The organism is Peteryoungia algae, assembly GCF_030369675.1.
Lineage (GTDB): Bacteria > Pseudomonadota > Alphaproteobacteria > Rhizobiales > Rhizobiaceae > Allorhizobium > Allorhizobium algae.
Genome location: NZ_CP128477.1, coordinates 1,046,208 through 1,072,171 on the forward strand (window position 1 = coordinate 1,046,208; position 25,964 = coordinate 1,072,171).

Genomic DNA, 25,964 nt, shown 5'->3' on the forward strand with positions numbered 1-25,964 from the left:
ACGACGCGGCGATTGGTTCCCATTTTTCTTTTGCTTGATCACACCGACACGCCATGCTTGTTCACGCAGGCGCGATCGCCATCTCCTTTCGGGTCCCACCATGCACAACTCGTCCTCCGATCCCCTTCGCGGCATGATGCTCATGGCGGGCTGCATGTTCGTGCTGCCGGTCATGGATGCAATCGCGAAATACATGGCGACCGTTGGCGGCATGTCGCCCGGCCAGATTACCTTCTATCGCTTCTTCTTCCAGCTCGCCTCGGTGCTGCCGGTCCTGATCGCCCTCAACGGCATGGCGGCCTTTTCCGCCAGGCGCCCCTGGCTCAACCTCCTGCGGGGAGCGATACACGGGGCAGCGAGCCTGATGTTCTTCATGGCGGTAAAATACATGCCGCTGGCGGATGTCTTCGCGATCTATTTCGTCGAACCCTTCATCCTGACGGCAATGTCCGCCCTGTTCCTGAAGGAAAAGGTCGGCTGGCGCCGATGGCTGGCCATAGCCGTCGGCTTTGGCGGCGCCATGATCGTCATCCAGCCAAGCTACGAGATCTTCGGCCTGACTGCCCTGCTGCCGGTCGCCTGTGCATTCCTCTTCGCGCTCTACATGTTTCTCAACCGGGCGATCGGCGAAGCCGACACACCGATGACCATGCAGACCATGGCCGGCATTGGCGGGACCCTGTTCATGGGAGCAGCGCTCCTGATCGGAACCTCGGCCGGCGAGGCGGACTTCGAAATCTCTCTGCCGAACTCGGCCACCGGTTTCGGATTGCTGCTCCTGCTCGGTGCCATCTCGGGCTACATCCACCTCCTCGTGGTGCGCGCCTTCCGCATGGCGACCTTGTCGGTGCTGGCGCCGTTTCAGTATTTCGAGATCATTGCCGCAGTGGCACTCGGTCATATCCTGTTCGATGAATTCCCGACGCCCTCGAAATGGCTGGGAATCGCAATCATTGTCGGTTCCGGGCTGTTCATCCTCTGGCGCGAACGGAGGCGGGCAGCACCGGCGCAATCGATTGCCGGGGCCGGATGAGACGAACCTCGACAAGCATGGCATTTTAACGATTCCAGCCATCAAACTCTAAGACTTCTCGCCTAGGTTCGGACCATAATCTGCATCACCGGGAGAGGCGTCTTGGCGACATATCAGGCCGCAGTCTTTCTGGCCGCCGTCAATCTCGGCCTCTTGTGGCTGTTGATGGCGGCCCCCCTGGGACGCAGGACGATCCGCATCAGCCGCATTATCCGCGAACGACCCGAAGAATTGTGGAACATCACCCGTCCTGCCGGAGACCAGACGCTCTGGCATCCGAATGTGATTTCCGTGGAACCGGTCGACGGCAAACCGGACCTGGTGGAGTTCGCCTACCGCAATCCCGATCGCCACGGGCAGCCCAGCCGCCGCACCATGATCGTCGATCGCACCGCCATGACCTCCGCCGGAAGTTTTTCCTGTCATCTCAGGGTCGTCGGAGACACCACGCTCGACCAGTCGTTCTGGGAAGGCTATCAGGAGAGCCGAAAGATCGAACGGGCACCGCTCGGCAGCCGTGTGACCTTCGAGCAGACCGACAATTTTCGCGGTCTCGCCTTTTATCTCTTTCGCCGCATGGCGCTTTCCCGCGAAATCAGCGCCCTGCGAGACCATGTCGAGGAAAGCAAGGGCTCGAGCCTGCTGCATTTCGAGCATCCGGCCTGGCAGACGGTGCTCGTGGTTCTCTCGACCCTGATCCTCTGGCCGTTTTTTGGCATGAATGCGCAAGGGCTGATGATCTCGATCTTCCTGACCCTTGTCATCCTGCTGCACGAGCTCGGCCACATGGTCGCCTACCGTGCCTTCGGCCATCCGACGACACGAATGCTCTTCTTCCCTCTGCTCGGTGGCGTCGCGATCGGTGGTCGCCCCTATAACAGCCATTTCGAAGTCGCGACCTGCGCGCTGATGGGCGCAGGCTTCTCCGCCCTGCTCGTTCCGATTCTCGTGGCGTCCCACCAGTCGGCCATGGAGATCCCCCATCCATCCGAGGCCGACGGGCCCATTCTGGTGTTTCTCGTCATCCTCGGCGCCTTCAACCTGCTGAACCTGCTGCCCACCTATCGCTTCGACGGCGGCCAGGTCCTGCGGCAGGTCTTCGAAGGACAGCGTGTTCTCGCCATCATCAGCTTTCTCGTGACCGGCGTCGTCGTGTGGACGGGATGGCGGATCGGCCTCGGCGCACCGGCACTCATCGTCGGCGTGGCTCTCTTCACCCTGCTCAGCATGATCCGCACCAAGTCGGTGAAGCCGCGCGAGGCCCTGACGCCGATGAACGGCCCGGAGCGACTGATGACCGGGTTCGGTTTCTATGCCGCGCTCGCCATGCATGTCTATGCGGTGATCTATGCCTGCGACAGGCTGTTCGGCTGACGTCCGGGGCCATCGCCCTGCCCGCTTGACAGCTCGCCCATGACGCTGTCCAAAGACTCATGGACACCGAAAACCCTCCCCTCACCCCCGGCTATTTCGACGTTCCCGCCAACATGCTGGCAACGATCGTCACCTGCCTTGAAATGCGCACGCGACCAGCCCCTCGGCCCAATCCGCCGTCAGACGGTCTGATGGTCGAGCCTTGGCCATCCCCCGCGACCGACGCCTATCGCGCGCTCTATCGCCGCGTCGGGGAGGACTGGCTCTGGGTTTCGCGCGCGGTCATGGACGATGACAAGCTCGAGGCAATCATCAGGGACCCGGCGGTCGAGATCTACGCGATGACGCGCGACGGCGAGCGACTGGGGCTCCTCGAGCTCGATTTCCGCGAACCGGGAGAGTGCGAACTCGCCTTTTTCGGGCTCGATCAGAGCCTGATCGGCTCCGGCGCCGGGCGCATCATGATGAATGCAGCGATCGACAAGGCCTGGGAAAAGCCCATCACCCGGTTCTGGGTGCATACCTGCCATCTCGACCATCCCGCAGCGCTCGCCTTTTACCAGCGCTCGGGTTTCGCACCTTACAAGCGCATGGTCGAGATATGCGAAGACCCGCGCCAGACCGGGAAACTTCGGGCGGATGCAGCCGCGCACTTTCCCGTTCTTCAAGCGGAATAGCCGATAAAAATCAGACTTTTGACAATATCCGGTTCACCTCTTGAGCCGGAGGGGCCAGCCGTGTCAAAGTCCACGCCAACGATTTGTCAGGGAGAAAAACCATGGATGTTCGCGCCGCCGTCGCCGTTCAGGCTGGAAAGCCGCTCGAGGTCATGACCGTTCAGCTGGAAGGACCACGCGCTGGCGAAGTGCTGATCGAGGTCAAGGCCACCGGCATCTGCCATACCGACGACTTCACGCTCTCGGGCGCCGATCCGGAAGGTCTGTTTCCCGCAATCCTCGGCCATGAAGGTGCCGGCGTCGTCGTCGATGTCGGTCCGGGCGTCACCTCGGTGAAGAAGGGCGACCATGTCATTCCGCTCTACACGCCGGAATGCCGCGAATGCTATTCCTGCACCTCGCGCAAGACCAATCTGTGCACCTCGATTCGATCGACGCAGGGCCAGGGGCTGATGCCCGACGGCACTTCGCGCTTTTCGATCGGCAAGGACAAGATCCACCACTATATGGGCTGCTCGACCTTCTCGAACTTCACGGTTCTGCCGGAGATTGCGGTTGCCAAAATCAACCCGGACGCCCCTTTCGACAAGGTCTGCTACATCGGCTGCGGTGTGACGACCGGCATCGGCGCCGTCATCAACACGGCCAAGGTCGAGATCGGCGCGACGGCCATCGTCTTCGGTCTCGGCGGCATCGGGCTCAACGTGCTGCAGGGGCTCAGGCTCGCCGGTGCCGACATGATCATCGGCGTCGATATCAATCCGGACCGCAAGGCCTGGGGCGAGAAGTTCGGCATGACGCATTTCGTCAATCCGAAGGAAGTCGAGGGCGACATCGTGCCCTATCTGGTCAACATGACCAAGCGCAACGGCGACCTGATCGGCGGTGCCGACTACACCTTCGACTGCACCGGCAATACCAAGGTCATGCGACAGGCGCTGGAAGCCTCGCATCGCGGCTGGGGCAAATCCGTCATCATCGGGGTCGCCGGTGCCGGCCAGGAAATCTCGACGCGTCCCTTCCAGCTGGTCACCGGTCGCAACTGGATGGGCACCGCCTTCGGTGGCGCACGCGGCCGCACGGACGTGCCGAAGATCGTCGACTGGTACATGGAGGGCAAGATCCAGATCGACCCGATGATCACCCACACCATGCCGCTGGAGGACATCAACAAGGGTTTCGACCTGATGCACAAGGGCGAATCCATCCGGGGCGTCGTGATCTATTGACCAGCGGACATGCTTACAAGGTCGATGTGCGGAGGATGGACGAATTCTCCGCCGTCGAGCTCTACGCCATGCTGAAGCTTCGGGTCGACGTCTTCGTCGTAGAGCAGCACTGCCCCTATCCCGAGCTGGATGGCAACGATATCGACTGCCTGCATTTGCGGCTGATGGATGGTGACGAACTGCTGGCCTGCGCGCGGCTCTGGCGCCCGACGCCGGAGCAATATCCCCGGATCGGCCGCGTGGCGGTTTCGCCAAACCATCGCGGAAAGCGGCTGGGCGAGGCCCTGATGCGCGAGGCGATTTCAGAGCTGGAGAAGCGTCATCCCGGCGAGCCGATCGAGATTTCGGCGCAGAGCCATCTGCAGGCGTTCTACGGGTCACTGGGCTTTGCGGTGATTTCGGACGAATATCTGGAGGATGATATTCCGCATGTGGATATGCTGCGGAAAGGATAGCCGATGCCAGAAATCTATGTCGATGCCGATGCCTGTCCGGTGAAGCCCGAGATCCTGAAAGTGGCCGAACGCCACGATCTGCCCGTGACCTTCGTCGCCAATTCCGGCTTGAGGCCTTCACGCGATCCCATGGTTAAGAACGTGATCGTCTCAGGCGCTTTCGATGCGGCCGATGACTGGATTGCCGAGCGCTGCGGCGAAGGCGACATCGTCGTCACGGCCGATGTGCCGCTGGCCGGGCGCTGCGTGGCCGCCGGCGCGCTTGTGACCGGACCGACGGGCCGGATCTTCGACACGGCCAATATCGGCATGGCAACCGCCATGCGCGATCTCGGCGCACACCTGCGCGAGACCGGCGAGAGCAAGGGGTACAACGCCGCATTTTCGCCCCGCGATCGGTCTGCCTTTCTCGAAACGCTCGACCGGCTTTGCCGTCGCGTGAAGAAATAAGCCCTCAAGGGCCACCAACAAGGAAACTTGCGATGAACATCCTCTCCCAGAACACCGCCTTTGGTGGCATGCAAGGCGTCTTCTCCCACACCTCTGAGACGACCGGTACGGAGATGACCTTTGCCGTCTTCGTGCCGCCGCAGGCGACGACCGAAAAGCGCCCCGTTCTCTGGTATCTCTCAGGGCTGACCTGCAGCCATGCCAATGTGATGGAGAAGGGTGAATACCGCAGGATGGCCGCCGAACTCGGTCTGATCGTCGTCTGCCCGGATACCAGCCCGCGCGGCAATGACGTGCCGGACGAACTGACCAACTGGAAGATGGGCAAGGGTGCTGGCATGTATCTCGATGCCACCGAAACGCCCTGGGCCGAGCACTACCAGATGTATTCCTACATCACGGAGGAACTGCCGGCGCTGATCGCCGAGCAATTCCGCGCCGACATGGACCGTCAGGGCATTTTCGGCCACTCCATGGGCGGCCATGGCGCCATGACGATTGCGCTGAAGAACCCGGATCGCTTCAAGAGCTGCTCGGCCTTCGCCCCGATCGTCAATCCGCTCACCGCCGACTGGACGCAGGATGCGTTCGAAAAATATCTCGGCGCCGACCGGGCCGCGTGGCGGAACTACGATGCCTGTGCGCTGGTCGAAGACGGCGCACGCTTTCCGGAATTCCTCATCGACCAGGGCAAGGCCGACAGCTTCCTGGAGACAGGTCTCGCCCCCTGGAAGTTCGAGGAGGTGGTCAAGGGCACGGATATCGGGCTGACGCTCAGGATGCACGAGCGCTATGACCACTCCTACTATTTCATCTCGACCTTCATGGAGGATCATCTGAAGTGGCATGCGGAGCGGCTGGGCTAAACCCCAGTCTAAGCCCCAATCTAGGCCCCGGCATGCTCGGGCCTGCACCGGGCGTTCGCGGCCGTCGAACTTCCCGGGACATCGGCAGATCCCGGGAACAAGCCCGCGGATGACGACTTAAGGCCGGGCCCCGGCAGGGACGTCACCCGTGCCCATGGCGGTGATGCAGATCCGGGTAATGCGGATGTTTGTGGCGCAGCGGGGCGTGGCGGTGCCAATGCGCATGCGGCTCGGTCACCGGGCCGTCATGGTCATGGCTGTGATGATCATCATGGCTATGGACATGATCGTGCTCGAGGGGTTCGTGCTCATGGTCATGCTCGTGCCGTTCGGACAGGTGCAACCACAGGCCGATCCCCATCAGCAGTGCAGCGACAATGAGCGACAGGCTCACCGCTTCACCGAAACCGATCACGGCGATCAGGGCGCCGATGAAGGGCGCAAGCGAAAAATAGGCACCTGTGCGCGCCGTGCCGAGATGGCGCAGACCCAGCATGAACATGACAAGACTGACGCCGATTCCCAGAAAACCGACCAGGGCGCCCGCTGCAATGACCGTCAGATCGGGGATGGCGGCGCCGAGCGCGAAGGCAAGAATGACATTGGTGCAGCCGGCAGCCAGCCCCTTGATCATCGCGATCTGAACCGGGTCGGCAAACGACAGCTTGCGGGTCAGATTGTTGTCGATGCCCCAGCAAAGGCAGGCCGCCGCGATCCACAAACCGCCCGGGTCAATCTGGAAGCTGCCACCGTCGAAAGACAGGAGCACCGCACCGAGAAGAATGGCAAGCGCGCCAATCAGGAGGCGTCGATCGACGTTTTCGCGAAACACCAGCCAGGCAATCAGCATCGTCGCCAGCCCCTCGAGATTGAGGAGCAGCGAGGCTGAGGATGCTGTTGTCAGGGAGAGGCCGAGCATCAGGAAAAGCGGCGCCATGATGCCGCCGAACAGCACGACCGCGCCGAGCCAGGGCATGTCCGGACGTGACAGCGGTGTTTCCACCCGCTCCAACCCGATCAGCGGGCGCCCCCAATGGACGAGCGCCAGGCCGAGCCCCGCACCGAGATAGAGTATCCCCGCAAGGAGCCAGGGATCGACGCTGCCGATCAGCCATTTGCACAAGGGTGCAGAGGCGCCGAACAGCACGGCGGAGCCAAGCGCGAGCGGGACGCCGGGCCAGAGATGGGAATGGTGTTTGTCCATGGCGTGAGATTACAGACAATGTGCACGACGTATAGTCCAAACGTGCCTCCGGCAGCCCGCCCCGACATGACTACTCGGGTCGACGGATCCTACAATTGCCACCGTTCGCCGTTCCGCTGAGAGCATCCGGTGCATCCCTGACCGTGGATCAGCCCCCCTGAAATCCTCGGCACAAGGCCCCCGATCAGATCGTATGGTCAAGCCGGCCGCGCGCCTCACCCCCGCCGATAGACGAACCGCTCGAAATCAGCCGGTCGACCCTGCCCTGTGATGTCGAAGCAGAACATGCCGGCAAAGGCGCCGGTGAAGGAACCGTGTTCTCCGAACCCGCCTTCGTCAGAGACGACGCCGGCGTCGAGCATGGGGCCAATGGGCTGCCATGTCGCCTGCCCCGAAAGGCGCCAGAAGAATTGCAGGTCGTTGTCGATGATCTCCATTGCGAGATCGATTGTGCCATCCGGGATCGACTGGCCCATGCCAACAGGGAAGGTGAGACTGCCGGAAGGATAGTCGCCCGGGCAGGACAGGATGATCAGCGAGCGGCCGAGCTTTTCGTCCGTCGAGACCCCGAGCGCGTGGAACTTGAAGCGGTTGTAGTAGTGGGTCAGGCCCGCGACCTGCTGATAGGTTTGCGGCGAAAATTCAAGCCGCGTTTCGGCGCGGAAGCGGTGATGCTCCTGGCGGCGGGCAATCAGCGACTGTTCGAACCATGAGCCGATGCTTTCGCGGCCGAAGAGGCGCAAGCGCCCTGCCCGCTCAGTCAGGCTGAACAGGCGATCGGGGTTCGGCGTGCGCAGCCACTGGAATTCCTTCGGCAAGTCCGGACTGTCGAAGGTCCTGACAATCTCGACCGGCTCCTCACGTTTCGTCGCGTCATGAGGCGCCGGCACCTCGACGGCCGGCACAACGCCACCCTGTTCGAGATAGAGCCAGCCGTCCTCCTTCCAGACGCATTTTTGTAGCCCAGTTTCGCGGCCGAGCGTACAGCGACGCTTGGGCGGCATGGGTCTGCCGCAGAGATGGGTGTGATAGACGTCACCGTCTGGCGTCTCGACATATTGGCCATGGCCGGCGCGCTGCAACACCGCGTCTGGCGCATCCTTCGAGGTGATGAGATGCGTGTCCGGATGCATTTCGTAGGGGCCGTCGATCGAGCGCGAGCGGGCCATGGTCACGACATGGTCGTAACCCGTGCCGCCCTCGGCGGTGGTGAGGTAATACCAGCCATTGCGCTTGAAGAGATGGGGCCCCTCGACGAGACCCTGTCTGCTGCCTTCGAAAATGTTCTTTATCGGCCCGAAGAGCTTTTGCGTCGTCGGGTCCCATTCCTGCAAGAGGATGCCGTCGAACTTGGCATGGCCAATCGTGTTGCGTGCCTCCGGGCGGTGGTTCCACTGCATGTTGAGGAACCACTTTCGCCCGTCATCATCATGAAAGAGCGAGGGGTCGAAACCGGAGGAATTGACATAGATGGGGTCGGACCACGGGCCTTCGATCGACGGCGCCGTGACAATGTAGTTGTGCGCGTCCTTGAACGACCCCTCGAAGCGCTTCACATCGGTATAGACCAACCAGAACAGGCCGTCGGCATAGGAGAGGCACGGCGCCCAGACGCCGCAGCTATCCGGATTGCCGCGCATGTCGAGCTGGCTGGCGCGATCGAGCGGTCGGCTGACGAGGTCCCAATTGGCGAGATCGCGCGAATGATGGATCTGGACGCCCGGATACCATTCGAAGGTGGAGGTCGCGATGTAATAGTCTTCGCCCACGCGGCAGATCGACGGATCCGGATTGAAGCCGGGCAGGATGGGATTGATGATCATCGCGAGTGTTTCCTCCTCCGCACTTGCCTCTCCCCCTGCGGGAGAGGAAGAAAAATCAGGATCTTAGCCGAATGCTCAAGTCCTAGATTTTTCAGGAGAGGGGCTGCCTGGCTGACGAACCCCTCTCTTGGGTTTTCTAGCACTTAGCTGACGCCAAGCTGCTGAAATCCCGTTCTCCCCCGCAAGGGGGAGATGGTTTTTCTACTTCTTCTTCCTCGGCGGGCCCTTGCGCTCGGCAGAGGCTGCCCAGAGGTTGATGTCGGCGTCCTTGGCGAAGACATCGATTTCAGCGAGTTCTTCAGCGGTGAAGTCCGGCGTCTCGATGGCCTTGACGCAGTCCTCGACCTGGCCCGGCTTGGATGCGCCGATCAGGGCCGTGGTGATGTGACCGCCACGCAGAACCCAGGCAAGCGCCATCTGCGCCAACGTCTGCCCGCGTTTCTCGGCGATGCGGTTGAGGCCGCGGATATTCTCGAGATTGCGCTCGTTGAGGAAGCCGGGGTCGAGCGACTTGTCCTGGCTGGCACGCGTCCCCACCGGAATGCCGCCCAGATACTTGGACGTCAGCATGCCCTGGGCAAGCGGCGAGAAGACAATCGAGCCGACGCCGAGCTCTTCCAGCGTGTCAATGAGCCCATCTTCCTCGACCCAGCGGTTGATCATCGAGTAGCTTGGCTGGTGAATGAGTAGCGGCGTGCCCAGGCTTTTGAGGATCGCATGGGCTTCGCGGGTGCGCCTGGAATTGTAGGAGGAGATGCCGACATACTGCGCCCGGCCGGACCGGACGATATGGTCGAGTGCGCCGCAGGTTTCCTCGAGCGGTGTGTCGGGGTCGAAGCGGTGTGAATAGAAGATGTCGACATAGTCGAGGCCCATGCGCTTCAGGCTCTGATCGCAGGAGGCGATAAGGTATTTGCGGCTGCCCCACTCGCCGTAAGGGCCCGGCCACATGTTGTAGCCGGCCTTGGACGAGATGATCATTTCGTCGCGATAACCGCGAAAATCGGTCTTCAGGATCTCCCCGAAGGCTTGCTCCGCGGAGCCTGCCGGCGGGCCGTAATTGTTGGCGAGATCAAAATGGGTGATGCCGAGATCGAAAGCCTTGCGGCAGATCGCCTGCTTCGTCGCATGCGGCGTGTCATTGCCGAAATTGTGCCAGAGGCCGAGCGAGATCGCCGGCAGCTTCAACCCGCTCTTGCCGCAGCGATTATAGGTCATCCGCTCATAGCGGTTTTCGGCGGGGGTATAGGTCATGGATGTTTCTCTCCCAGAAGGTCTTGTTGTCGAGCCTGCCCTCATCCCTGCCCGATCCTTCTCCCCATTTGCGGGGAGAAGGTGCAGCAGCCGGATCAAGGCAAAGACACAGACCTTATCTAAGCAGAGCCTGCGCTTCGTCGATACCCAGGGCAGCAGGTTGGGTGCAGGTTGTCGACAGGGTTACGAATTCTCCCGTCTCACCCGACTTCAGGATCGAGACCATTACATCGACGCCGTGCAGGGTGCGATCCAGCGAGCAGCGGGCATCGCGGCCTTCGAGGATCGCGACCGCCATGTCTGCGAGGCCGGCGGTCCGGTAGTTGGCACGCGGGCCCTGCGGGCTATCCTGGTTGTTGCGACCGAATGGATGGTCCCAGGCTTCGAGCGGCTGAATATTCTTGTCGCGACCGGAGGCCTCGACAAGGCCACCGAAGAAGTTCGGATCCGGCACGAAGAGCGAGCCGTCGGTGCCGTAGAGCTCGGTATTGGCGTGGCGATGGCTCCAGACATCCCAGCTGGCCGACAGCGTGATGGTCGCGCCGTTCTCAAATTCCAGCAGGGCATGAATGTTGGTCGGCGTCTTCACCGGGATCGTTTCGCCATGCCGCGGCTGGCTGGTGATCGTCCGCGTGTCGTTCGCCATGGACGTCAACGCTGCAACCCGCTTCACAGGGCCGATCAGGTTGATCAGGTTGGCAATATAGTAAGGGCCAAGGTCGAGGATCGGTCCGCCGCCGGGCAGGAAGAAGAAGTCCGGGTTGGGATGCCACATTTCCATGCCGGGGCTCATCACATGGCAGGTACCGGAGGTGACCCGGCCAATGCCGCCCTTGTCGATATAGGCGCGGGCAAGCTGATGGGCGCCGCCGAGGAAGGTATCCGGCGCGCAGCCGACCGACAGTCCCCTGGCCTTTGCAATGGCACGCAGGTCCTCGCCCTGTTCGAGCGAGAGAACCAGCGGTTTTTCCGAGTAGACATGCTTGCCTGCCTCAAGGATGCGCTTGGAGACGGGGTAATGTGCATCCGGGATCGTCAGGTTGACGACGATGTCGATCTCGTCATTGGCGAGCAGTTCGTCGATGGTCTGTGCCTTGACGCCGTATTCCTCCGCGCGCAGCTGGGCGGCGTTCATGTTGATGTCCGCGCAGGCGAGCACCTTCAACCCGCGAAACAGCGGCGCCAGTGTAAAGTAAGTGGTGGAAATGTTACCGCATCCGATGATGCCGACGCCGAGTTCGCGTGCCATGGGGGATATCCTGCTTCTGCGATGGGTTCAGTAGGTGTTGAAGGCGGCGATCGAGCGGGTAATCAGCCGGTCGATGTCCTTCGGATTGTCGTGTTCGACGACGAAATGCTTGACGCGGGTGGCTTTCAGCGCCGCAATCAGGCCCTTCCAGTCAACGGTGCCATGGCCGACATCGGCCCAGCCGTCTTCGTCGGTGTTTTCACCAGCCGGCGCGATATCCTTCACATGCACGGCGCTGATCCGCTTGCCGTAGCTCTCGATCCAGGCAAGGGGATCGGCCTTGCCGCGGATAACCCAGGCGATATCCGCTTCCCAATCGAGCTCAGGACCGCCGGAGAAGATCTGCTCCTGCGGCGTCGAGCCATCGGGAAGCGCCACGAATTCGAAGTCGTGATTGTGCCAGCCGAAGACGAGCCCGGCATCGCGCAGCGGCTTGCCGGCAGCCTGAAGGCGCTGGCCGAAGGCAAACCAACCGGCCGCGTCCGAGGGACGCTGGTCGGGCATCAGATAGGGGCAATAGACCGCCTCGATGCCGAGCGTCCTGGCGATCTTGATGACACGGCTCGGGTCGCTCTCGATCATGTCGAGGCCGAAATGGGCGGTCGGCATGGTGAGGCTGTTCTGGTCGAGTTCCTTGCGAAAGGCATCGAGTTCGCCATCGGCAAGCGATGCGTAGAGCGCGCCGTAGCCCTCGACCTCGCCGTAGCCAGCCGCCTGGAGTTTCGGGTAAATGCCACTGAAGGGCTGGAAATTGCGGGCGCTGTAAAGCTGGAAGCCAAGCGTCGTCATGGGGTGGTTTCCTCCTCGTTTGGTCCTGGATCGGGCGCCCAGGACCTTGTTGGCTTGGCCTGTCAGTCCACCGACTGGCAGGTGTAGAGATCGTAGATGCGGAAGTCCGGAACGGATCCGGCGGAAAGTGCAGTATCCGGCGTGAAGATGATGCGCCGGCTTTCGCCGGTCGCAAGGTCGAAGGCATTGTCCGAATAGCGGCCAGGGGTTGCGCTTTCGAGCATGACGAAGAGCGCAAGCCCCTGGGCGGTCACGGTCACCTCGAAGCCGCCGTCGGCGATGGCCGCGACCGTGGTTTCCAGACGCGACGCTTCGAGGTCGAGCGCCTTGTAGGTGCCGACCAGGAAGTGCCCCTCCCCGGTCATGCCGTTCGAGGCAACAAAGCTCCAGGCGAGCAGGCTTGCCGCCGGGATTTCACTGGCGTCGAGTGTGCCGAGCACGTGAGCGGCGTCTGGACCGCAGTCACCCCGCAAGCTCTTCAGCGGAATGCGCTCTCCGGACAGGGTCAGCACGAAGAGTTTGGCATCGATCGTAACCGCATCAAGCGTGTCATTGACCATGGAGAGCGAAATGGTCTTGCCATCCTCGGACGGAATGGCGGCAACCGCGACCGGCTGGAAGAAACGGCGCACCATGTAGTGCATCGCCTTCCAGCTGCCGCCGTAATCGAGGCTCGACCAGGAAGCGACCGGCCAAGTGTCGTTGAGCTGCCAGTAGATCGTGCCCATGCAATGGGGCTTGAGCGACCGCCAGTATTCGACGGCGGTCTTGATGGCCAGCCCCTGCTGGATCTGGCTCAGATAGACGAAGTTGGCGAAATCCTTGGGGAAGCGGAAATAGCGGAACATGGTCCCCGCGATCCGCTCATTGCCACCGGCATTCTTCTGGTGGAGCTCGATGACCGGCGAGGCGATGTTCATGTCGGCCTTGTCGGCGAAGCTCTCGATGACCGGCAGCGACGTATAGGACTGGAAGCCGAATTCCGAGCAGAAGCGCGGTTTGACGGTTCGGTAATTATCGAAACTCTTGTTCTCGTGCCAGACCGACCAGTAGTGCATGTCGCCGGAACCGTCGGCATGCCAGGCATCGCCATAGTCGAGGTAGCCGGAGGCAGGGCTCGACGGCCACCAGATCCCCTGCGGGAAGCACTTCTTGACGCCCTGCTCGATGACGCGATTGAGCCGGTCATAGGCAACGAGGTAGCGGTCGCGGTTGTCGCGCGATTCCGGGAACCAGGTGAGCGCGCCGACGAGCTCGTTGTCGCCGCACCAGATCACGATCGAGGCATGGGACGACAGACGCTTCACCTGGTACTCGACCTCATGCGCGACATTGTCGAGGAAATCCTCGGTGCAGGGATAGAGGTTGCAGGCAAACATGAAGTCCTGCCAGACCATGAGGCCGAGCCGGTCGCAGAGATCATAGAACCAGTCGGCCTCGTAGAAGCCGCCGCCCCAGATGCGGATCATGTTCATATGGGCGGCGACCGCAGAATTCAGCAAGTCGGTCGTCTTCTCTTCCGACGAGCGGGAGAACAGCGCATCGGCCGGGATCCAGTTGGCGCCGCGGCAGAAGATTTCACGGCCGTTGACCTTGAGCGCAAAGCGGCTGCCGGCTTCGTCCGCATCGGTCAGGAGTTCGACCGTGCGAAGTCCGATCTGGCGCGTAACGGCTTCACCCGGCAGGTCGACGGTGAGCGAGTATAGCGCCTGCTCGCCGGAACCGGCGGGCCACCAGAGGCGTGGGGTCTCGATCTCGAAGACATGCACCACCTTCGTTTCGCCGGCAGCGATGCCGACATCAAGCCTTACGCGTTCACCATCGAGCGCAAAATGAACGGGTACGACGGCAGGATCGATGGAGTGAATTGTAGCGGTAACCTTGAGCTCCACGCGACCATCGGCATGGTGGACCTGCTGGGTCTCCACATGCTCCAGTCGGGCTGGATCGAGCTTCTTCAGAGACAGGGTACCGTAGATCCCGAGAGGCGCGATCGCGATGTTCCAGTCCCAGCCGAAATGGCATTGCGGCTTGCGCAGCATATTGCCGTTCGGGATCGGGGAATTCGCCGTCGAATAGGGAATGTAGAAGGGCTGGCGCGCCTGCCGCTCGGCCCCGGCCGTGATGCTCGAGTGGAAGACGATACGAACCGTGTTTTCGCCCGGCTGCAGCGCATGGCTGACATCGGGGCGGTAGCGGCGGAAGCAGTTGTCGGCCGAGAGGACCGGAAGGTCATTGACGAAGACGACAGCAACCGTGTCGAGATAGTCGATGTCCAGATACCAGGTGCCTGAAATATCGGGCACGACGACCCGCCGCTCGATCACCCAGTCGCGTTCGGCGACCCACTGCACAAGCTCCTCGTTGCGGCCGAGATAGGGATCCGGGATGCGGCCGGCGGCATGGAGAGCGGAATGTACATCGCCGGGCAAGGCGATCATCGCCTCATGCTCGCCATCGACGGAGGCGAGACGCCACTCCCCGTGAAGATTGATCACGCCACCGTCAGTATTCTGGTTCATCACATCAGTCCTGCAGAAGAAAAGGCGCCCCGGTCTGGGATCGGGGCGCGAGGGAGAACGTGTCAGATACGCTCTTCAGTCTGCGCATCGAAGAGCGAGGCGACTTCCATATCGAAGCCGAGGCGCACCTTGGCACCCGGCGCATAGCGACGCGTGCCGCCAATGCGCACGGACATGGAATGCCCGGCATGCTTCAGCCACAGAAGATTGTCGGCGCCCATCGGCTCCTCGATGTCGACCACCGCCTCGTGCAATTCGTCGATGCCGCTTTCTTCATCGACCTTGATATGCTCCGGACGGACGCCGAGCACGACCTTACGGCCACCGGCCAGCGGCTCCTCCGAGCGATATCCCTTCATCGAGAACAGCACGTCATGGGTGCGGAAGAAGATCTCTCCGCCTTCGTTGATCAGCTCGCCATGCAGGAAGTTCATCGAGGGTGACCCGATGAAACCGGCGACGAAGAGGTTCCGCGGCTGGTTGTAGATCGTGTTCGGGTCCGCAAGCTGCTGGATGACGCCGCTCTTCATGATCGCGATGCGGTCGGCCAGCGTCAGTGCCTCGATCTGGTCGTGGGTGACATAGATCATCGTGTTCTTCAGGTTCTGGTGCAGGCGCTTGATTTCAACCCGCAGCTCCGACCGGAGTTTCGCGTCGAGGTTGGACAAGGGCTCGTCGAACAGGAAGACATCGACGTCACGCACCAGGGCACGACCAATCGCCACGCGCTGCCGCTGACCGCCGGAGAGTGCCGAAGGCTTGCGGTCGAGCAGCGGCCCGATCTGCAGGATGTCGGCGGCACGCTGGACGCGCTTGTCGATTTCCGCCTTCGGCATCTTGGCGACCTGCAGGCCGAAGGAGAGGTTCTTCTCGACGGTCATCTGCGGATAGAGCGCATAGGACTGGAACACCATGCCGATGCCGCGATCCTTGGGTTCTTCCCAGGTGACGTTCTTTTCCTTGATGAAGATCTGACCGTCGGTCGGCTCCAGAAGACCGGCAATGCAGTTGAGCAGCGTGGACTTGCCGCAGCCGGAGGAGCCGAGGAGAACGATGAACTCGCCGTCGACGATGTCGAGATTGAGGTTTTCCAGCACCTTGACGGCGCCGAAGCTCAAAGAGAGGTCCTTGATCGATACACTGTGCGACATGAGCTTAACCCTTGACTGCGCCGGCGGCGATACCCCGGACGAAGAGACGTCCGGAAATGAAGTAGACGATGAGCGGCACGGCGCCGGTGAGCAACGTTGCGGCCATGTTGACGTTGTATTCCTTCACGCCCTGCACCGAATTGACGATGTTGTTGAGCTGGACGGTCATCGGGTAATATTCCGGTCGGGTGAAGACCACGCCGAACAGGAAGTCGTTCCAGATGCCGGTGATCTGCAGGATCATCGCGACCACGAAGATTGGCAGCGACATGGGCAGCATGATTCTGAGGTAAATCTGCCAGAACCCTGCCCCGTCGATGCGGGCGGCCTTGAACAGTTCTTCCGGCAGCGAGGTAAAGTAGTTGCGGAAGAGCAAAGTCAGGATCGGCATGCCGAAGATGGTGTGCACGAGGACGAGACCGGTCAGCGTGCCGTAGATCCCCATTTCCCGAAGCACGATAACAATCGGATAGATCATCACCTGATAGGGAATGAAGGCCCCGATGATCAGGATCGTGAAGAACAGTTCCGCCCCCTTGAAGCGCCAGTTGGCCAGCGCATAGCCGTTGACCGAGGCGATCAGGATCGAAATCAGCGTGGACGGCACTGTGATGCGAACCGAGTTCCAGAAGCCCCGCGAAAGGCCGTCGCAATTGAGGCCGGTGCAGGCGGTCGCCCAGGCCTTGACCCAGGGCTCGAAAGTGATCTCGACAGGCGGAGAGAAGATGTTGCCGAGGCGGACTTCCGGCATGCCCTTCAACGATGTGACGATCATCACGTAGAGCGGCACCAGATAGTAGATCGCAAAGAAGATCAGCGATCCGTACAGCATGATGTTGCGGGGCGAGAGAGCCCGTTTCGGCTTGGCGCCACGAGGCCCCGATCCGAGTTGACCGGAGACGGCATCGAAACCGGCGGCAGTGTTGTTGAGGGAACCGGGATTAGCCACGCTTCTTACCTCCGAATTCGAGATAGGCCCAGGGAATGATGATGATCGCGACCGTCAGCAGCATCATAGTCGATGCGGCGAAGCCTTGACCGAGGTTCTGCGCCTGGAACATGTAGTCGTAGACATATTTCGCCGGCACTTCGGAGGCGATGCCGGGGCCACCGCTGGTCTGCGCGACCACGAGATCGTAGAGGCGGACGATGCCAGACGTGATGATCACGAGCGTGGTGATGAAGACCGGGCGCATCATCGGAATGATGATGAAGAGATAGGTCTTCCACATCGGGATTCCGTCGACACGCGAGGCCTTCCAGATGTCCTCGTCGATGCCGCGAAGCCCTGCGAGCAGCAGGCACATCACAAGACCGGTCCCCTGCCAAAGGCCTGCAATCAGGATGCCGTAAATGACGATGTCGGAATCGTAGAGGGGATTGAAGGTGAAGGTCTCCCAGCCCAGCGACCGCACGATCGACTGCACCCCGAAATCCGGGTTCAGGATCCATTGCCAGACAAGGCCGGTGACGATGAAGGACAGGGCGAAGGGATAGAGGAAGATCGTCCGGAACGCATTCTCGAATCGGATCTTCTGGTCCATCAGGGCGGCGAGCAGGAAACCGATCACAATCGAGAAGATCAGCGACAGAAGGCCGTAGATCGCCAGGTTCTGGATCGACATGATCCAACGCGGCGCATCCCACAGACGCTCATACTGCTCCAAGCCGACAAAATTGGCGCGCGGCAAAAGCCTGGAATTGGTGAAGGAATAGACAATCGTCCAGATGGTTCCACCCAGGAAGATGACCAGTGCGGTCAGGACCATCGGGATGGATGCAATCTTTGCATTCAGATTGCGAAACAGTTTGTTGGGTCGACCTGCATGGGCTTGGCGTGCCATGGGTCCGTCTCCTCGTCCTGGACACGGGAGAGGTCACAACCGATCCGACTGTGCAAAGGCACAGACGAGATCGTTGAAACGCCCTGCGGCAATCCGCATTCCCGGTCGAAGTTGGCAAGTCACCGACCGGGGCTTGAGCCCCGGCCGGATTGTGTCAACCAGTCAGATCAGTCAGCAGATGCGACGATCTCGGCGAAGCGCTTCTGCGCGTCTTCGACGGTCATGGACGAATTGGCGAAGAACTCCGAGAAGAGGTCTTCCTTCTGCTTCTGGCTGTCTGCCGAAAGCAACTGGTCGGTACCCTGAATGACATTGCCCTTGGCGAGAATGTCGAGGCCCTTCTTCATGCAGTCGTTGGCGGCTGCGAGATCGACGTCACCGCGAACCGGCAGAGAACCCTTCTTCAGGTTGAACGCAACCTGCGTTGCGGGCGCAAGCAGGGTGGACGCAAGAACGTCCTGTGCAGCAGACTTTTCCTCGTCGTCGAGAACGGGGAAGTAGAATGCGTCACCACCGGTCGAGATGATCTCGTTCACGCCGAGGCCCGGCAGGCAGGTGTAGTCCTTGCCGGCGACCTGGCCAGCGAGTGCGAACTCACCCTGTGCCCAGTCACCCATGATCTGACCGCCGGCCTTGCCGGTGATGACCAGGTTGGTTGCCTGATTCCAGTCCTGGACGTTCGAGCCCTTGGACATCTTGCGGGCATCGTCGGCAGCCTTGAAGACCTTGGCGATCTCAGGTCCGGCTGCAACGTCTGCATCCTTGTCCTTGAACACCTTCTCGAAGGTCTCCTTGCCGGCAATGGCGACCATCAGAACGTCGAAGGCACCGGCCGTCTGCCAGGGCTGGCCGCCGACAGCGAGCGGAATGATACCCTTGGCTTCAAGCGCGGGTGCCGCTGCGACGAACTCGTCCCAATTCTTCGGCACAGCTACGCCGGCCTGCTCAAAGGCCGCGTTGGAAAGCCACAGCCACTGCCAGGAGTGGATGTTGACCGGGGCGCAATAGACCTTGCCGTCGATCGTGCAGCTTTCGAGCAGGCTTGCCGGCTTGATGATATCCTTCCAGCCTTCCTTCTCGGCAACCGCAGTCAGGTCCTTCATCAGACCCGCTTCGGCGAGTTCCTCGGCCTGACGGCCGTGGTTGAACTGTGTGGCAGCCATGGGATCACCACCGGTGATACGGCTGATCATGATCGGGCGGGCAGTGCCGCCGGATCCGGCGATCGCGCCATCGACCCACTTGTTGCCGGTGGCATCGAATGCCTTGGCGAGCTCGGCGACGGCTGCGGCTTCGCCGCCAGACGTCCACCAATGGGTCACTTCGAGATCGGTGGCATGAGCCGCTGCGAGCGGCATGACGACGGTTGCGGCCAAAGCTGCCGCGAAGCTACGGAAATTCATGAGTCTCCTCCCTCACTGAAACGTTGCCGGAAAAACTTATGTCAAAGATTTTTGGAGCGCAACCTATTCGATTGCAAATATTCTGTTGCAGCATCGATTCAGCGAAAACGTGCATCGCTCGAGCTGTGTTCAAATCGCTTTGGATGGCGCACGCATTGCGCAGCACCATCTTTTTTCTCGCTGAAATCACCATATTATAGCGCCGAAACAGGATTTTTGTGCTGCATATGCGAACTTGCCGAATTTTAGTGCTGTGAACAGACGGGAAAACTCGCTCCCTCGCCCGGAGGTTGTGCACCTTCGCAATGCAGCATGAGAAAGGGCTCGACAAACCACCTGTATCGTTTCAGATTTTCTCTTCCGAGCGCCGGGAGGGGGTGCCGGGCAAACTGTTTGCAGGCGAGTGAAAGCTCACTATAAGCGAGACTTTCTGATTGGCGGGAACACGATGGCAGATCAGCAGGGCAGCGGATTGATAGACCGTCCAGGGGCGAACAAGGAGCGACCGACGCTCAAGACGATCGCCTTCATGACCGGACTGGGCATTACGACAGTGTCGCGAGCCTTGAAGGACGCGCCCGACATCGGCGCCGAAACCAAGGAACGCGTGCGGATGGTCGCCCGCCAGTTGGGATACCAACCCAACCGCGCAGGCGTGCGCCTGCGCACCGGCAAGACCAATGTGATCGCGCTGGTCCTCGGGATCGACGAGGAAATCCTCGGCTTCGCCAACCAGATGGTCGTCGGCATTTCCGAAGTGCTTGCCGGCACGCCCTATCATATCGTCGTGACACCGCATGCCCATACCAAGGATCCGATGCTGCCCGTCCGTTACCTCCTGGAGACGGGATCGGCCGACGGCGTCATCATATCGCGCACAGAGCCCGATGACGCGCGGGTAAGCTTGCTCCTGGAGCAGAACATGCCCTTTGCCACCCATGGCCGCACCGACATGGGCATCCAGCACCCTTTCCATGACTTCGACAACGAGGCCTTTGCCTATGGTGCCGTGGAGCGGCTTGTGCAGCGCGGGCGAAAGCGCATTGCCCTCCTGCCGCCACCGACCAAGCTCACCTACTACAAACACACGTTTGATGGCTTCATGCGCGGCCTGAAGGCATTCGGGGCCGAAGAGGTTCCCCTGCACATCAATATCGACGCCACGCTCGACCAGATCCGGGCATCCGTACAGGAACTGATGAGTGGACCGGATGCGCCAGACGGCATGATTTCATCCTCGGGCAGCAGTGCAATTGCCGCCAATGCCGGCATCGAGGCCGCGGGCAAGCGCGTCGGACGCGAAGTCGATCTCGTCGCCAAACAAGGGACGCCAATTCTCAACTGGATTCGCCCGGAGATCATCTCGGTCTACGAAGATGTGCGCCAGTCCGGCCGTGAACTGGCCAAGGCTGTCATCGCCCGCATCGACGGCGTCGATCCGGAACTGCTGCAGAGTGTCAGCAAGCCGCGCTGGGAATAGGATCGGGAAGCCGAAGCGCTCACCGTGTCCGGCGCCGCCCTGTGCCCCGTCCGTTGAATGACGGACGCTGGTCATTGGCCCGGTCAAATGCGGAGTTGCGGCCTTCGAACCTGTACACGGGCAGATCAGCCACGAATTCCGTACCGGCCAGGCGACCGAGCAGCGCATGTTCCCGGCAATGCGCGCAGGATGATCGCGACGACCTGCTTCAGGACCACTCCGCCAGACAGGCAGACAGACCGGAGTGCCTGTTTACAGGGTAATGACCCGCCCGTCGCGACCGACCACACTGTCACCACCGAAGATGGGCCTGACCGCCGCATGCCAGTGCTCTTCGGTAAAGGCCGGGTCATCGGCGGGAATGAGATGGTTCAGCACAAGCACGGCGACGCCAGCCTGCTGGGCAATGCGGGCGGCGTCTGCCGCAAAGCTGTGCGAGGCGACCAGGTGCTCGCGCAGGCGGCTGCCGTTTCCCGTTCGACTGATGATGCTGTCGAGCCCTTCCGGGAGCATGGCCTCATGCACCAGGATGTCGGCGTGGCGGGCGAAGTCGGCAAGCGGCGGGAACGGCGCGGTATCGGCCGAGAAAACCACGGACTTGCCGGCGCCGGAAAACTTGAGCGCGAAGCACTCCGTAACGGGCGGATGATCGACCCGCAGCGCCTCGACCTGAAGGTCGCCCTCCTGCAGGATGACACCGGGCCCGTATTCGGTGACCGTGACGAGCGAGGCGAGATCCGGGCGCCCCTCGTCGGCAATCCGTGTTTCAATGTCATAGGCGAGCGAGGCAAGGAAACCTGTCCAGACGGCCCGGGTTCCGGGCGGGCCATACACGGTAACCGGATGGTCGAGCCCGGTCGTCCAGGCAGTGTGGAGCAGCGGTCCGAGTTCCAGCACGTGATCCGAATGAAGATGGGTGATGAAGACGAGGTCGAGCTCCTTCAGCGACATGCCCGTCTCGACGAGGCCGCGCGAGACCCCGAGCCCGCAATCGATCACCATCCGGCGTCCGCAGAGGGTGAGCAGCATCGAGGTCGGATTGGGTCCGCCCGGGCGGATGGCCGGGCCACCCTTGGTGCCGAGCAGGGTGAGTGTATGGGGCATGCTGACTCTCCGACAAAAAAGAAAGGCCCGACATCGCGCGATATCGGGCCTCGGTCATTCCCAGCAATCGTCAGCGATCAGAACTGACCGGCCCAGGGGCCATGATGCAGGTCCTTGCCGTCCAGGCGGTCGAAGCCGTGGGCACCGAAGAAATCGCGCTGCGCCTGGATAAGGTTCGCCGTGCCGCGACCGCGGCGATAGGTGTCGAAGTAGGACAGCGCCGAGGCGATCGCCGGGACCGGCAGGCCCGAGAGTGCGGCATGGGCAACGACGCGGCGCAACGCCCCGTCTGTTTCCTTGACCATTTCGGCGAAGGCCGGCGTGACGACGAGGTTCGCCACGTTCGGGTCCTTGGTGAAGGCCGACGTGATTTCGTCGAGGAACTGCGAGCGGATGATGCAGCCGGCACGCCAGATGCGGGCGATGGTCGGCATGGGCAGCGACCACTTGAACTCGTCAGACGCAGCCGACATGACCGCGAAACCCTGCGCGTAGGCCGCGACCTTGGCGGCGAGCAGGGCGTTTTCGAGATCCGCGATGAAGGCGGCCTTGTCCTTCGGCGTCTCTGCGAGTGTCGGCAGGCCGAAGAGCTTTTCGGCGGCCAGGCGCTCCTGACGCAGCGACGACAGCACGCGACCGGAGACCGCAGCTTCGATACCGCTCGCAGCCACTGCCAGGTTCTGTGCCTCGATGGCCGACCACTTGCCGGTGCCCTTCTGGCCGGCGGCATCGACGATGATATCGACCATCGGCTTGCCGGTTTCCGGATCGGTGGCCTTCAGAACCTTTTCGGTGATCTCGATCAGGTAGGAGTTGAGGCGGCCCTTGTTCCACTGACCGAAGATTTCGCCGATTTCGGCCGCCGACATGCCAAGGCCGTCGCGCAGGATGCCGTAGATCTCGGCAATCATCTGCATGTCGGCATATTCGATGCCGTTGTGGATCGTCTTGACGAAGTGCCCGGCGCCATCGGTACCGAGCCAGGCGACGCAGGGGTCGTCGTTGAACTTGGCGGCAATCGAGGTCAGCACAGGCTCGACGCGCTTCCAGCTTTCCTCGGTGCCACCGACCATGATCGAAGGACCATGGCGGGCGCCTTCCTCACCGCCGGACACACCCATGCCGATGAAGGTCAGGTCGGTTCCGGCAAGGCGTTCGAAACGCGCGACGGTATCGCGGAAATTGGCGTTGCCCGCATCGATCATGATATCGTTCTTGGACAGATGCGGCATCAGCGCCGCCATCTGCTGGTCAACGGCCTCGCCAGCCTTGATCATGATGATGATCGGGCGCGGTGGCCGGATGGCGGCGACAAACTCCTCGATCGTGTGGCAACCGATGATTTGGCCGGCCAGATCGCCTGCTTCTGCAAGGAATTCATCCGTGCGCGCCGGCGTCCGATTGAAGACCGCGATCCGATTGCCCTTTTCGGCAATATTGAGCGCCAGATTGGAGCCCATGACTCCGAGACCGATCAGTCCGATTTCCGCTTGCTGCACGATGTAGCCTCCGCATGCAAATTCTTAGATGAGGCTTTCTCGCATCCGCAAAGGCATGCGGCAAGCGTGAAATTTGACCGCCCGGTAAACGGTGCATCAATCCGCCGGCCTGTCGTCCTTGTCCGACAGAACCCGCCATGCGGCACCGTCGAGATCTTCATACTGGCCGCTCTTCAACGACCAGAGGAAGGCAAAGAGTCCGAGACCGCCGAGAAACAGCGCGATCGGAATGAGGAAGATCAGCATGTTCATGCGGCAATCCTCGCATCGTCAGGGGCTCCAGCCGGTACCGTCGCGGCGGCGTCCCCTGTCAGGGCATTCTCGTCAAGCGCCAACCGGTTGAGGCGCAGCGCGTTGGCGACCACGATGATCGACGAGGTCGACATGGCAATCGCCGCGATCAAGGGGGTAGCGTAACCGAGGAGCGCGATCGGTACGGCGATGACGTTGTAGCCGATGGCAAGCGCGAAGTTCTCCCGGATCAGGCGACCCGCACGGCGCGACGCCTCGATCGCAAACGGTACGGCTTCGAGCCCGTCGCGCATGAACACGAAGTCGGCAGCCTGGCGACCGACATCGGCGGCGGTGGCGGGTGCCATCGAGACATGGGCGGAAGAGAGAGCCGGAGCATCGTTGATGCCGTCACCCACCATCAGCACGCGGCGCCCGCGCGCCGAAGCGTCGGCGCAGGCCTCCGCTTTCTCACGGGGGCTAAGCCCTGCCCGCCAGTGGGCGATCCCGAGATCGGCTGCGAGCTTGGCAACGACGGGTGCGCGGTCGCCCGAGAGAATGCCAAGGTCGAGACCTGCATGCTTCAGGGCCTCGACTGACGACCGGGCTCGCGGACGCAGCGTATCCTCGAAGAGGTATGTGGCGCGTTCGATCCCGTCGAGGGAGAGAACCACTTCGGAATAGGGCTTGTCGGTCAGATCTACCGGCTGGGAAGGAGAGGCAAAGCGGCGATTGCCGAGTCGCCAGACGCCCTCCTCCGTCTCCGCCTCGACACCGGCGCCCGGCACTTCGCGAACGGTGTCGAAACCGCGCGGCTGGCCGCCATAGGCCGCCCACAGGGCGCGAGACAGCGGGTGACGGGAATGGGCGGCGAGACCGGCAGCGACGGCAAAGCCGACCGGTTCGATCCTGGCTGCATCGACGAGTCTTGGACGACCGAGCGTCAGCGTTCCGGTCTTGTCGAAGGCAACAGCCTCGATCTCGGCCAGACGCTCCATGGCAGAACCGTCCTTGACCATGACGCCCGCCTTGAACAGGCGCCCGGCAGCCACGACCTGGACGACGGGCACGGCAAGGCCGAGTGCGCAGGGGCAGGTGATGATGAGGACAGCGATTGCGACCATCATCGCGTGTTTCCAGTCGCCGTCATACAGCCCCCAACCGACAAAGGCGGTGACGGCGAGCAGATGCACGGCCGGCGAATAATATTGCGCGGCGCGGTCTGCGATGCGGCGATAACGTGCCCTGCCCCCTTCCGCTGCCTCCATCAAATGGATGATTTCGGAGAGGAACGAGTTCTGCGCGGTCGCAGTGGCACGCACGGTGAGCGAGCCCGTGAGGCTCAACGTCCCCGCCTGGACATGCGAGCCCGGACGGACGGAAACCGGCGCACTTTCACCATTGACGATCGACATGTCGAGATCGCTTTCGCCCGAGACGACCATGCCGTCGACGGGAATGCGGTCGCCGGCCGCGATTGCCACCTGGTCGCCGACGCGAATTTCATCGACGGCACGGTATTCGCGGGAACCATCGTCGGAAAGCACCATGGCGCCGCGTGGATTGAGGCGGGCAAGCCCGCTGATCGCCGACCGCGCCCTGTCGCGCATGACATGGTCGAGCGTGCGGCCGATCAGCAGGAAGAAGAGCAACGACGCCGTCGCGTCGAAATAGGCGTGTTCGCCGTGATGAATGGTTTCCCAGAGCGAGGCGAAATAGGACAGCGTGATGCCGATCGCGATCGGCACGTCCATGTTGGTACGGCCGTGTTTCAGCGCGTTCCAGGCAGACTCGTAGAAGAAGCGACCGGCATAGATCAGGGCCGGGGCGGCGATCATGGCCGAAATCCAGTGGAAGAGATCGCGGGTCGAGGCTTCCGCCCCGGACCAGATGGAAACCGACAGGAGCATGATATTGGTGGCGGCGAAGCCTGAAACGGCGACCGCCCGGATCAACTTGTTGCGCAGCGCATCCGAGGCTTCTTCTGCCGCCGTGAACAGGTGGGCCGTATAGCCGGCCGAGACGATCGCGCGCGCCAGATTGACGGGGTCTGTTTCCACGCCATCGACCGCTTCCTTCCAGACGACGGAGACACGTTTGGTCGAGAGGTTGACGCGCGCACGCTCGACTTCCGGCAAGGCTTTCAACACACTCTCGACGGTCGAAATGCAGGTGCCGCAATGGACCGAGGGCACGCTCATGTCGACCTGCCAGAGCCCGGGGCCGACGGCACGGCTGGAGAACCTCAGCTCTTCCGCCGATGGCAGGGACGCCCCTGCCCGCTCCAGGTCGAGTGCGCCTTCAGTGCCTGCTGCACAGCAACTCAT

Annotated in this window: 22 protein-coding genes; 8 read left to right on the forward strand and 14 right to left on the reverse strand. The window is 61.8% G+C overall.

From position 1 onward, the window contains the following. Window positions 1–100 precede the first annotated feature (100 nt). The 7 genes from QTL56_RS05300 (at window position 101) to fghA (ending at window position 6,084) form a co-directional block, all read left to right on the forward strand. Window positions 101–1,033 (forward strand): DMT family transporter, encoded by a 933-nt coding sequence (locus QTL56_RS05300; protein WP_245136786.1) that lies wholly within the window; start codon window positions 101–103, stop codon window positions 1,031–1,033. 102 nt (window positions 1,034–1,135) lie between these two features. Next, window positions 1,136–2,407 (forward strand): zinc metalloprotease, encoded by a 1,272-nt coding sequence (locus QTL56_RS05305; RefSeq protein WP_245136785.1) that lies wholly within the window; start codon window positions 1,136–1,138, stop codon window positions 2,405–2,407. A 59-nt stretch (window positions 2,408–2,466) separates the two neighbouring features. Next, on the forward strand, window positions 2,467–3,084 hold the full coding sequence (locus tag QTL56_RS05310; RefSeq protein ID WP_245136784.1) for a GNAT family N-acetyltransferase: 618 nt from the start codon (window positions 2,467–2,469) through the stop codon (window positions 3,082–3,084). Between the two features lie 101 nt (window positions 3,085–3,185). Next, window positions 3,186–4,313, forward strand: coding sequence for an S-(hydroxymethyl)glutathione dehydrogenase/class III alcohol dehydrogenase (locus QTL56_RS05315; RefSeq protein ID WP_229575567.1), 1,128 nt, complete (start codon window positions 3,186–3,188; stop codon window positions 4,311–4,313). A 35-nt stretch (window positions 4,314–4,348) separates the two neighbouring features. Next, on the forward strand, window positions 4,349–4,768 hold the full coding sequence (locus tag QTL56_RS05320; protein WP_245136783.1) for a GNAT family N-acetyltransferase: 420 nt from the start codon (window positions 4,349–4,351) through the stop codon (window positions 4,766–4,768). Window positions 4,769–4,771: 3 nt separating this feature from the next. Next, window positions 4,772–5,218: a YaiI/YqxD family protein gene (locus tag QTL56_RS05325; RefSeq protein WP_076397481.1), complete on the forward strand. Its 447-nt coding sequence runs from the start codon at window positions 4,772–4,774 to the stop codon at window positions 5,216–5,218. Window positions 5,219–5,250: 32 nt separating this feature from the next. Continuing rightward, window positions 5,251–6,084 (forward strand): S-formylglutathione hydrolase, encoded by an 834-nt coding sequence (fghA, locus tag QTL56_RS05330; protein WP_245136782.1) that lies wholly within the window; start codon window positions 5,251–5,253, stop codon window positions 6,082–6,084. Between the two features lie 142 nt (window positions 6,085–6,226). Here fghA and QTL56_RS05335 read toward each other — a convergent pair whose 3' ends face one another. From QTL56_RS05335 to QTL56_RS05380, 10 genes are all read right to left on the reverse strand, one after another. After that, complete coding sequence (locus tag QTL56_RS05335) at window positions 6,227–7,288, reverse strand: DMT family transporter (RefSeq protein ID WP_245136781.1); 1,062 nt, start codon at window positions 7,286–7,288, stop codon at window positions 6,227–6,229. A 215-nt stretch (window positions 7,289–7,503) separates the two neighbouring features. Next, window positions 7,504–9,111, reverse strand: a complete 1,608-nt coding sequence (locus QTL56_RS05340; protein WP_245136780.1) for a glycoside hydrolase family 43 protein — start codon at window positions 9,109–9,111, stop codon at window positions 7,504–7,506. Window positions 9,112–9,312: 201 nt separating this feature from the next. After that, window positions 9,313–10,365, reverse strand: a complete 1,053-nt coding sequence (gene mgrA / locus QTL56_RS05345) for an L-glyceraldehyde 3-phosphate reductase (protein WP_245136779.1) — start codon at window positions 10,363–10,365, stop codon at window positions 9,313–9,315. 115 nt (window positions 10,366–10,480) lie between these two features. After that, window positions 10,481–11,614 (reverse strand): Gfo/Idh/MocA family protein, encoded by a 1,134-nt coding sequence (locus QTL56_RS05350; protein ID WP_245136778.1) that lies wholly within the window; start codon window positions 11,612–11,614, stop codon window positions 10,481–10,483. Window positions 11,615–11,641: 27 nt separating this feature from the next. Then, window positions 11,642–12,403, reverse strand: coding sequence for a sugar phosphate isomerase/epimerase family protein (locus tag QTL56_RS05355; protein WP_245136777.1), 762 nt, complete (start codon window positions 12,401–12,403; stop codon window positions 11,642–11,644). A 62-nt stretch (window positions 12,404–12,465) separates the two neighbouring features. After that, window positions 12,466–14,925 carry a beta-mannosidase gene (locus QTL56_RS05360; RefSeq protein ID WP_245136776.1) on the reverse strand — a complete coding sequence of 820 codons (2,460 nt, stop codon included), beginning with the start codon at window positions 14,923–14,925 and terminating at the stop codon, window positions 12,466–12,468. 62 nt (window positions 14,926–14,987) lie between these two features. Then, window positions 14,988–16,076 carry an ABC transporter ATP-binding protein gene (locus QTL56_RS05365; protein ID WP_245136775.1) on the reverse strand — a complete coding sequence of 363 codons (1,089 nt, stop codon included), beginning with the start codon at window positions 16,074–16,076 and terminating at the stop codon, window positions 14,988–14,990. 4 nt (window positions 16,077–16,080) lie between these two features. After that, a complete protein-coding gene (locus QTL56_RS05370) occupies window positions 16,081–17,025 on the reverse strand; it encodes a carbohydrate ABC transporter permease (protein ID WP_245136774.1) in 945 nt (314 codons plus the stop codon). Beyond that, the gene (locus tag QTL56_RS05375) at window positions 17,018–17,920 is read right to left on the reverse strand and encodes a carbohydrate ABC transporter permease (protein ID WP_229575579.1); all 903 of its coding nucleotides are present in this window, start codon (window positions 17,918–17,920) and stop codon (window positions 17,018–17,020) included. The genes QTL56_RS05370 and QTL56_RS05375 overlap by 8 nt, the downstream gene beginning before the upstream one ends. 167 nt (window positions 17,921–18,087) lie before the next feature. Further along, window positions 18,088–19,323 carry an ABC transporter substrate-binding protein gene (locus QTL56_RS05380; protein ID WP_245136773.1) on the reverse strand — a complete coding sequence of 412 codons (1,236 nt, stop codon included), beginning with the start codon at window positions 19,321–19,323 and terminating at the stop codon, window positions 18,088–18,090. Between the two features lie 448 nt (window positions 19,324–19,771). Between QTL56_RS05380 and QTL56_RS05385 the strand changes: the two genes are divergently transcribed. Next, window positions 19,772–20,803, forward strand: coding sequence for a LacI family transcriptional regulator (locus QTL56_RS05385; RefSeq protein ID WP_229575581.1), 1,032 nt, complete (start codon window positions 19,772–19,774; stop codon window positions 20,801–20,803). A 252-nt stretch (window positions 20,804–21,055) separates the two neighbouring features. Here the strand turns inward: QTL56_RS05385 and QTL56_RS05390 are convergent, their stop codons facing one another. The 4 genes from QTL56_RS05390 to QTL56_RS05405 form a co-directional block, all read right to left on the reverse strand. Beyond that, window positions 21,056–21,907, reverse strand: coding sequence for an MBL fold metallo-hydrolase (locus QTL56_RS05390; protein ID WP_245136772.1), 852 nt, complete (start codon window positions 21,905–21,907; stop codon window positions 21,056–21,058). A 77-nt stretch (window positions 21,908–21,984) separates the two neighbouring features. Next, a complete protein-coding gene (gnd, locus tag QTL56_RS05395) occupies window positions 21,985–23,406 on the reverse strand; it encodes an NADP-dependent phosphogluconate dehydrogenase (protein ID WP_245136771.1) in 1,422 nt (473 codons plus the stop codon). Between the two features lie 96 nt (window positions 23,407–23,502). Then, window positions 23,503–23,658: a cbb3-type cytochrome oxidase assembly protein CcoS gene (gene ccoS / locus QTL56_RS05400; protein ID WP_229575584.1), complete on the reverse strand. Its 156-nt coding sequence runs from the start codon at window positions 23,656–23,658 to the stop codon at window positions 23,503–23,505. Beyond that, window positions 23,655–25,964: a cation-translocating P-type ATPase gene (locus QTL56_RS05405; protein ID WP_245136770.1), complete on the reverse strand. Its 2,310-nt coding sequence runs from the start codon at window positions 25,962–25,964 to the stop codon at window positions 23,655–23,657. The genes ccoS and QTL56_RS05405 overlap by 4 nt, the downstream gene beginning before the upstream one ends.

What these genes read in the sequence shown, in the direction of transcription:
- QTL56_RS05300 (WP_245136786.1), top strand. Translation starts at nt 101, where the DNA reads ATGCACAACTCGTCCTCCGATCCCCTTCGCGGCATGATGCTCATGGCG.
- QTL56_RS05310 (WP_245136784.1), top strand. Translation starts at nt 2,467, where the DNA reads ATGGACACCGAAAACCCTCCCCTCACCCCCGGCTATTTCGACGTTCCC.
- QTL56_RS05315 (WP_229575567.1), top strand. Translation starts at nt 3,186, where the DNA reads ATGGATGTTCGCGCCGCCGTCGCCGTTCAGGCTGGAAAGCCGCTCGAG.
- QTL56_RS05320 (WP_245136783.1), top strand. Translation starts at nt 4,349, where the DNA reads ATGGACGAATTCTCCGCCGTCGAGCTCTACGCCATGCTGAAGCTTCGG.
- QTL56_RS05325 (WP_076397481.1), top strand. Translation starts at nt 4,772, where the DNA reads ATGCCAGAAATCTATGTCGATGCCGATGCCTGTCCGGTGAAGCCCGAG.
- fghA (WP_245136782.1), top strand. Translation starts at nt 5,251, where the DNA reads ATGAACATCCTCTCCCAGAACACCGCCTTTGGTGGCATGCAAGGCGTC.
- QTL56_RS05335 (WP_245136781.1), bottom strand. Translation starts at nt 7,288, where the DNA reads ATGGACAAACACCATTCCCATCTCTGGCCCGGCGTCCCGCTCGCGCTT.
- QTL56_RS05340 (WP_245136780.1), bottom strand. Translation starts at nt 9,111, where the DNA reads ATGATCATCAATCCCATCCTGCCCGGCTTCAATCCGGATCCGTCGATC.
- mgrA (WP_245136779.1), bottom strand. Translation starts at nt 10,365, where the DNA reads ATGACCTATACCCCCGCCGAAAACCGCTATGAGCGGATGACCTATAAT.
- QTL56_RS05350 (WP_245136778.1), bottom strand. Translation starts at nt 11,614, where the DNA reads ATGGCACGCGAACTCGGCGTCGGCATCATCGGATGCGGTAACATTTCC.
- QTL56_RS05355 (WP_245136777.1), bottom strand. Translation starts at nt 12,403, where the DNA reads ATGACGACGCTTGGCTTCCAGCTTTACAGCGCCCGCAATTTCCAGCCC.
- QTL56_RS05360 (WP_245136776.1), bottom strand. Translation starts at nt 14,925, where the DNA reads ATGAACCAGAATACTGACGGTGGCGTGATCAATCTTCACGGGGAGTGG.
- QTL56_RS05365 (WP_245136775.1), bottom strand. Translation starts at nt 16,076, where the DNA reads ATGTCGCACAGTGTATCGATCAAGGACCTCTCTTTGAGCTTCGGCGCC.
- QTL56_RS05375 (WP_229575579.1), bottom strand. Translation starts at nt 17,920, where the DNA reads ATGGCACGCCAAGCCCATGCAGGTCGACCCAACAAACTGTTTCGCAAT.
- QTL56_RS05380 (WP_245136773.1), bottom strand. Translation starts at nt 19,323, where the DNA reads ATGAATTTCCGTAGCTTCGCGGCAGCTTTGGCCGCAACCGTCGTCATG.
- QTL56_RS05385 (WP_229575581.1), top strand. Translation starts at nt 19,772, where the DNA reads ATGGCAGATCAGCAGGGCAGCGGATTGATAGACCGTCCAGGGGCGAAC.
- QTL56_RS05390 (WP_245136772.1), bottom strand. Translation starts at nt 21,907, where the DNA reads ATGCCCCATACACTCACCCTGCTCGGCACCAAGGGTGGCCCGGCCATC.
- ccoS (WP_229575584.1), bottom strand. Translation starts at nt 23,658, where the DNA reads ATGAACATGCTGATCTTCCTCATTCCGATCGCGCTGTTTCTCGGCGGT.
- QTL56_RS05405 (WP_245136770.1), bottom strand. Translation starts at nt 25,964, where the DNA reads ATGAGTTGCTGTGCAGCAGGCACTGAAGGCGCACTCGACCTGGAGCGG.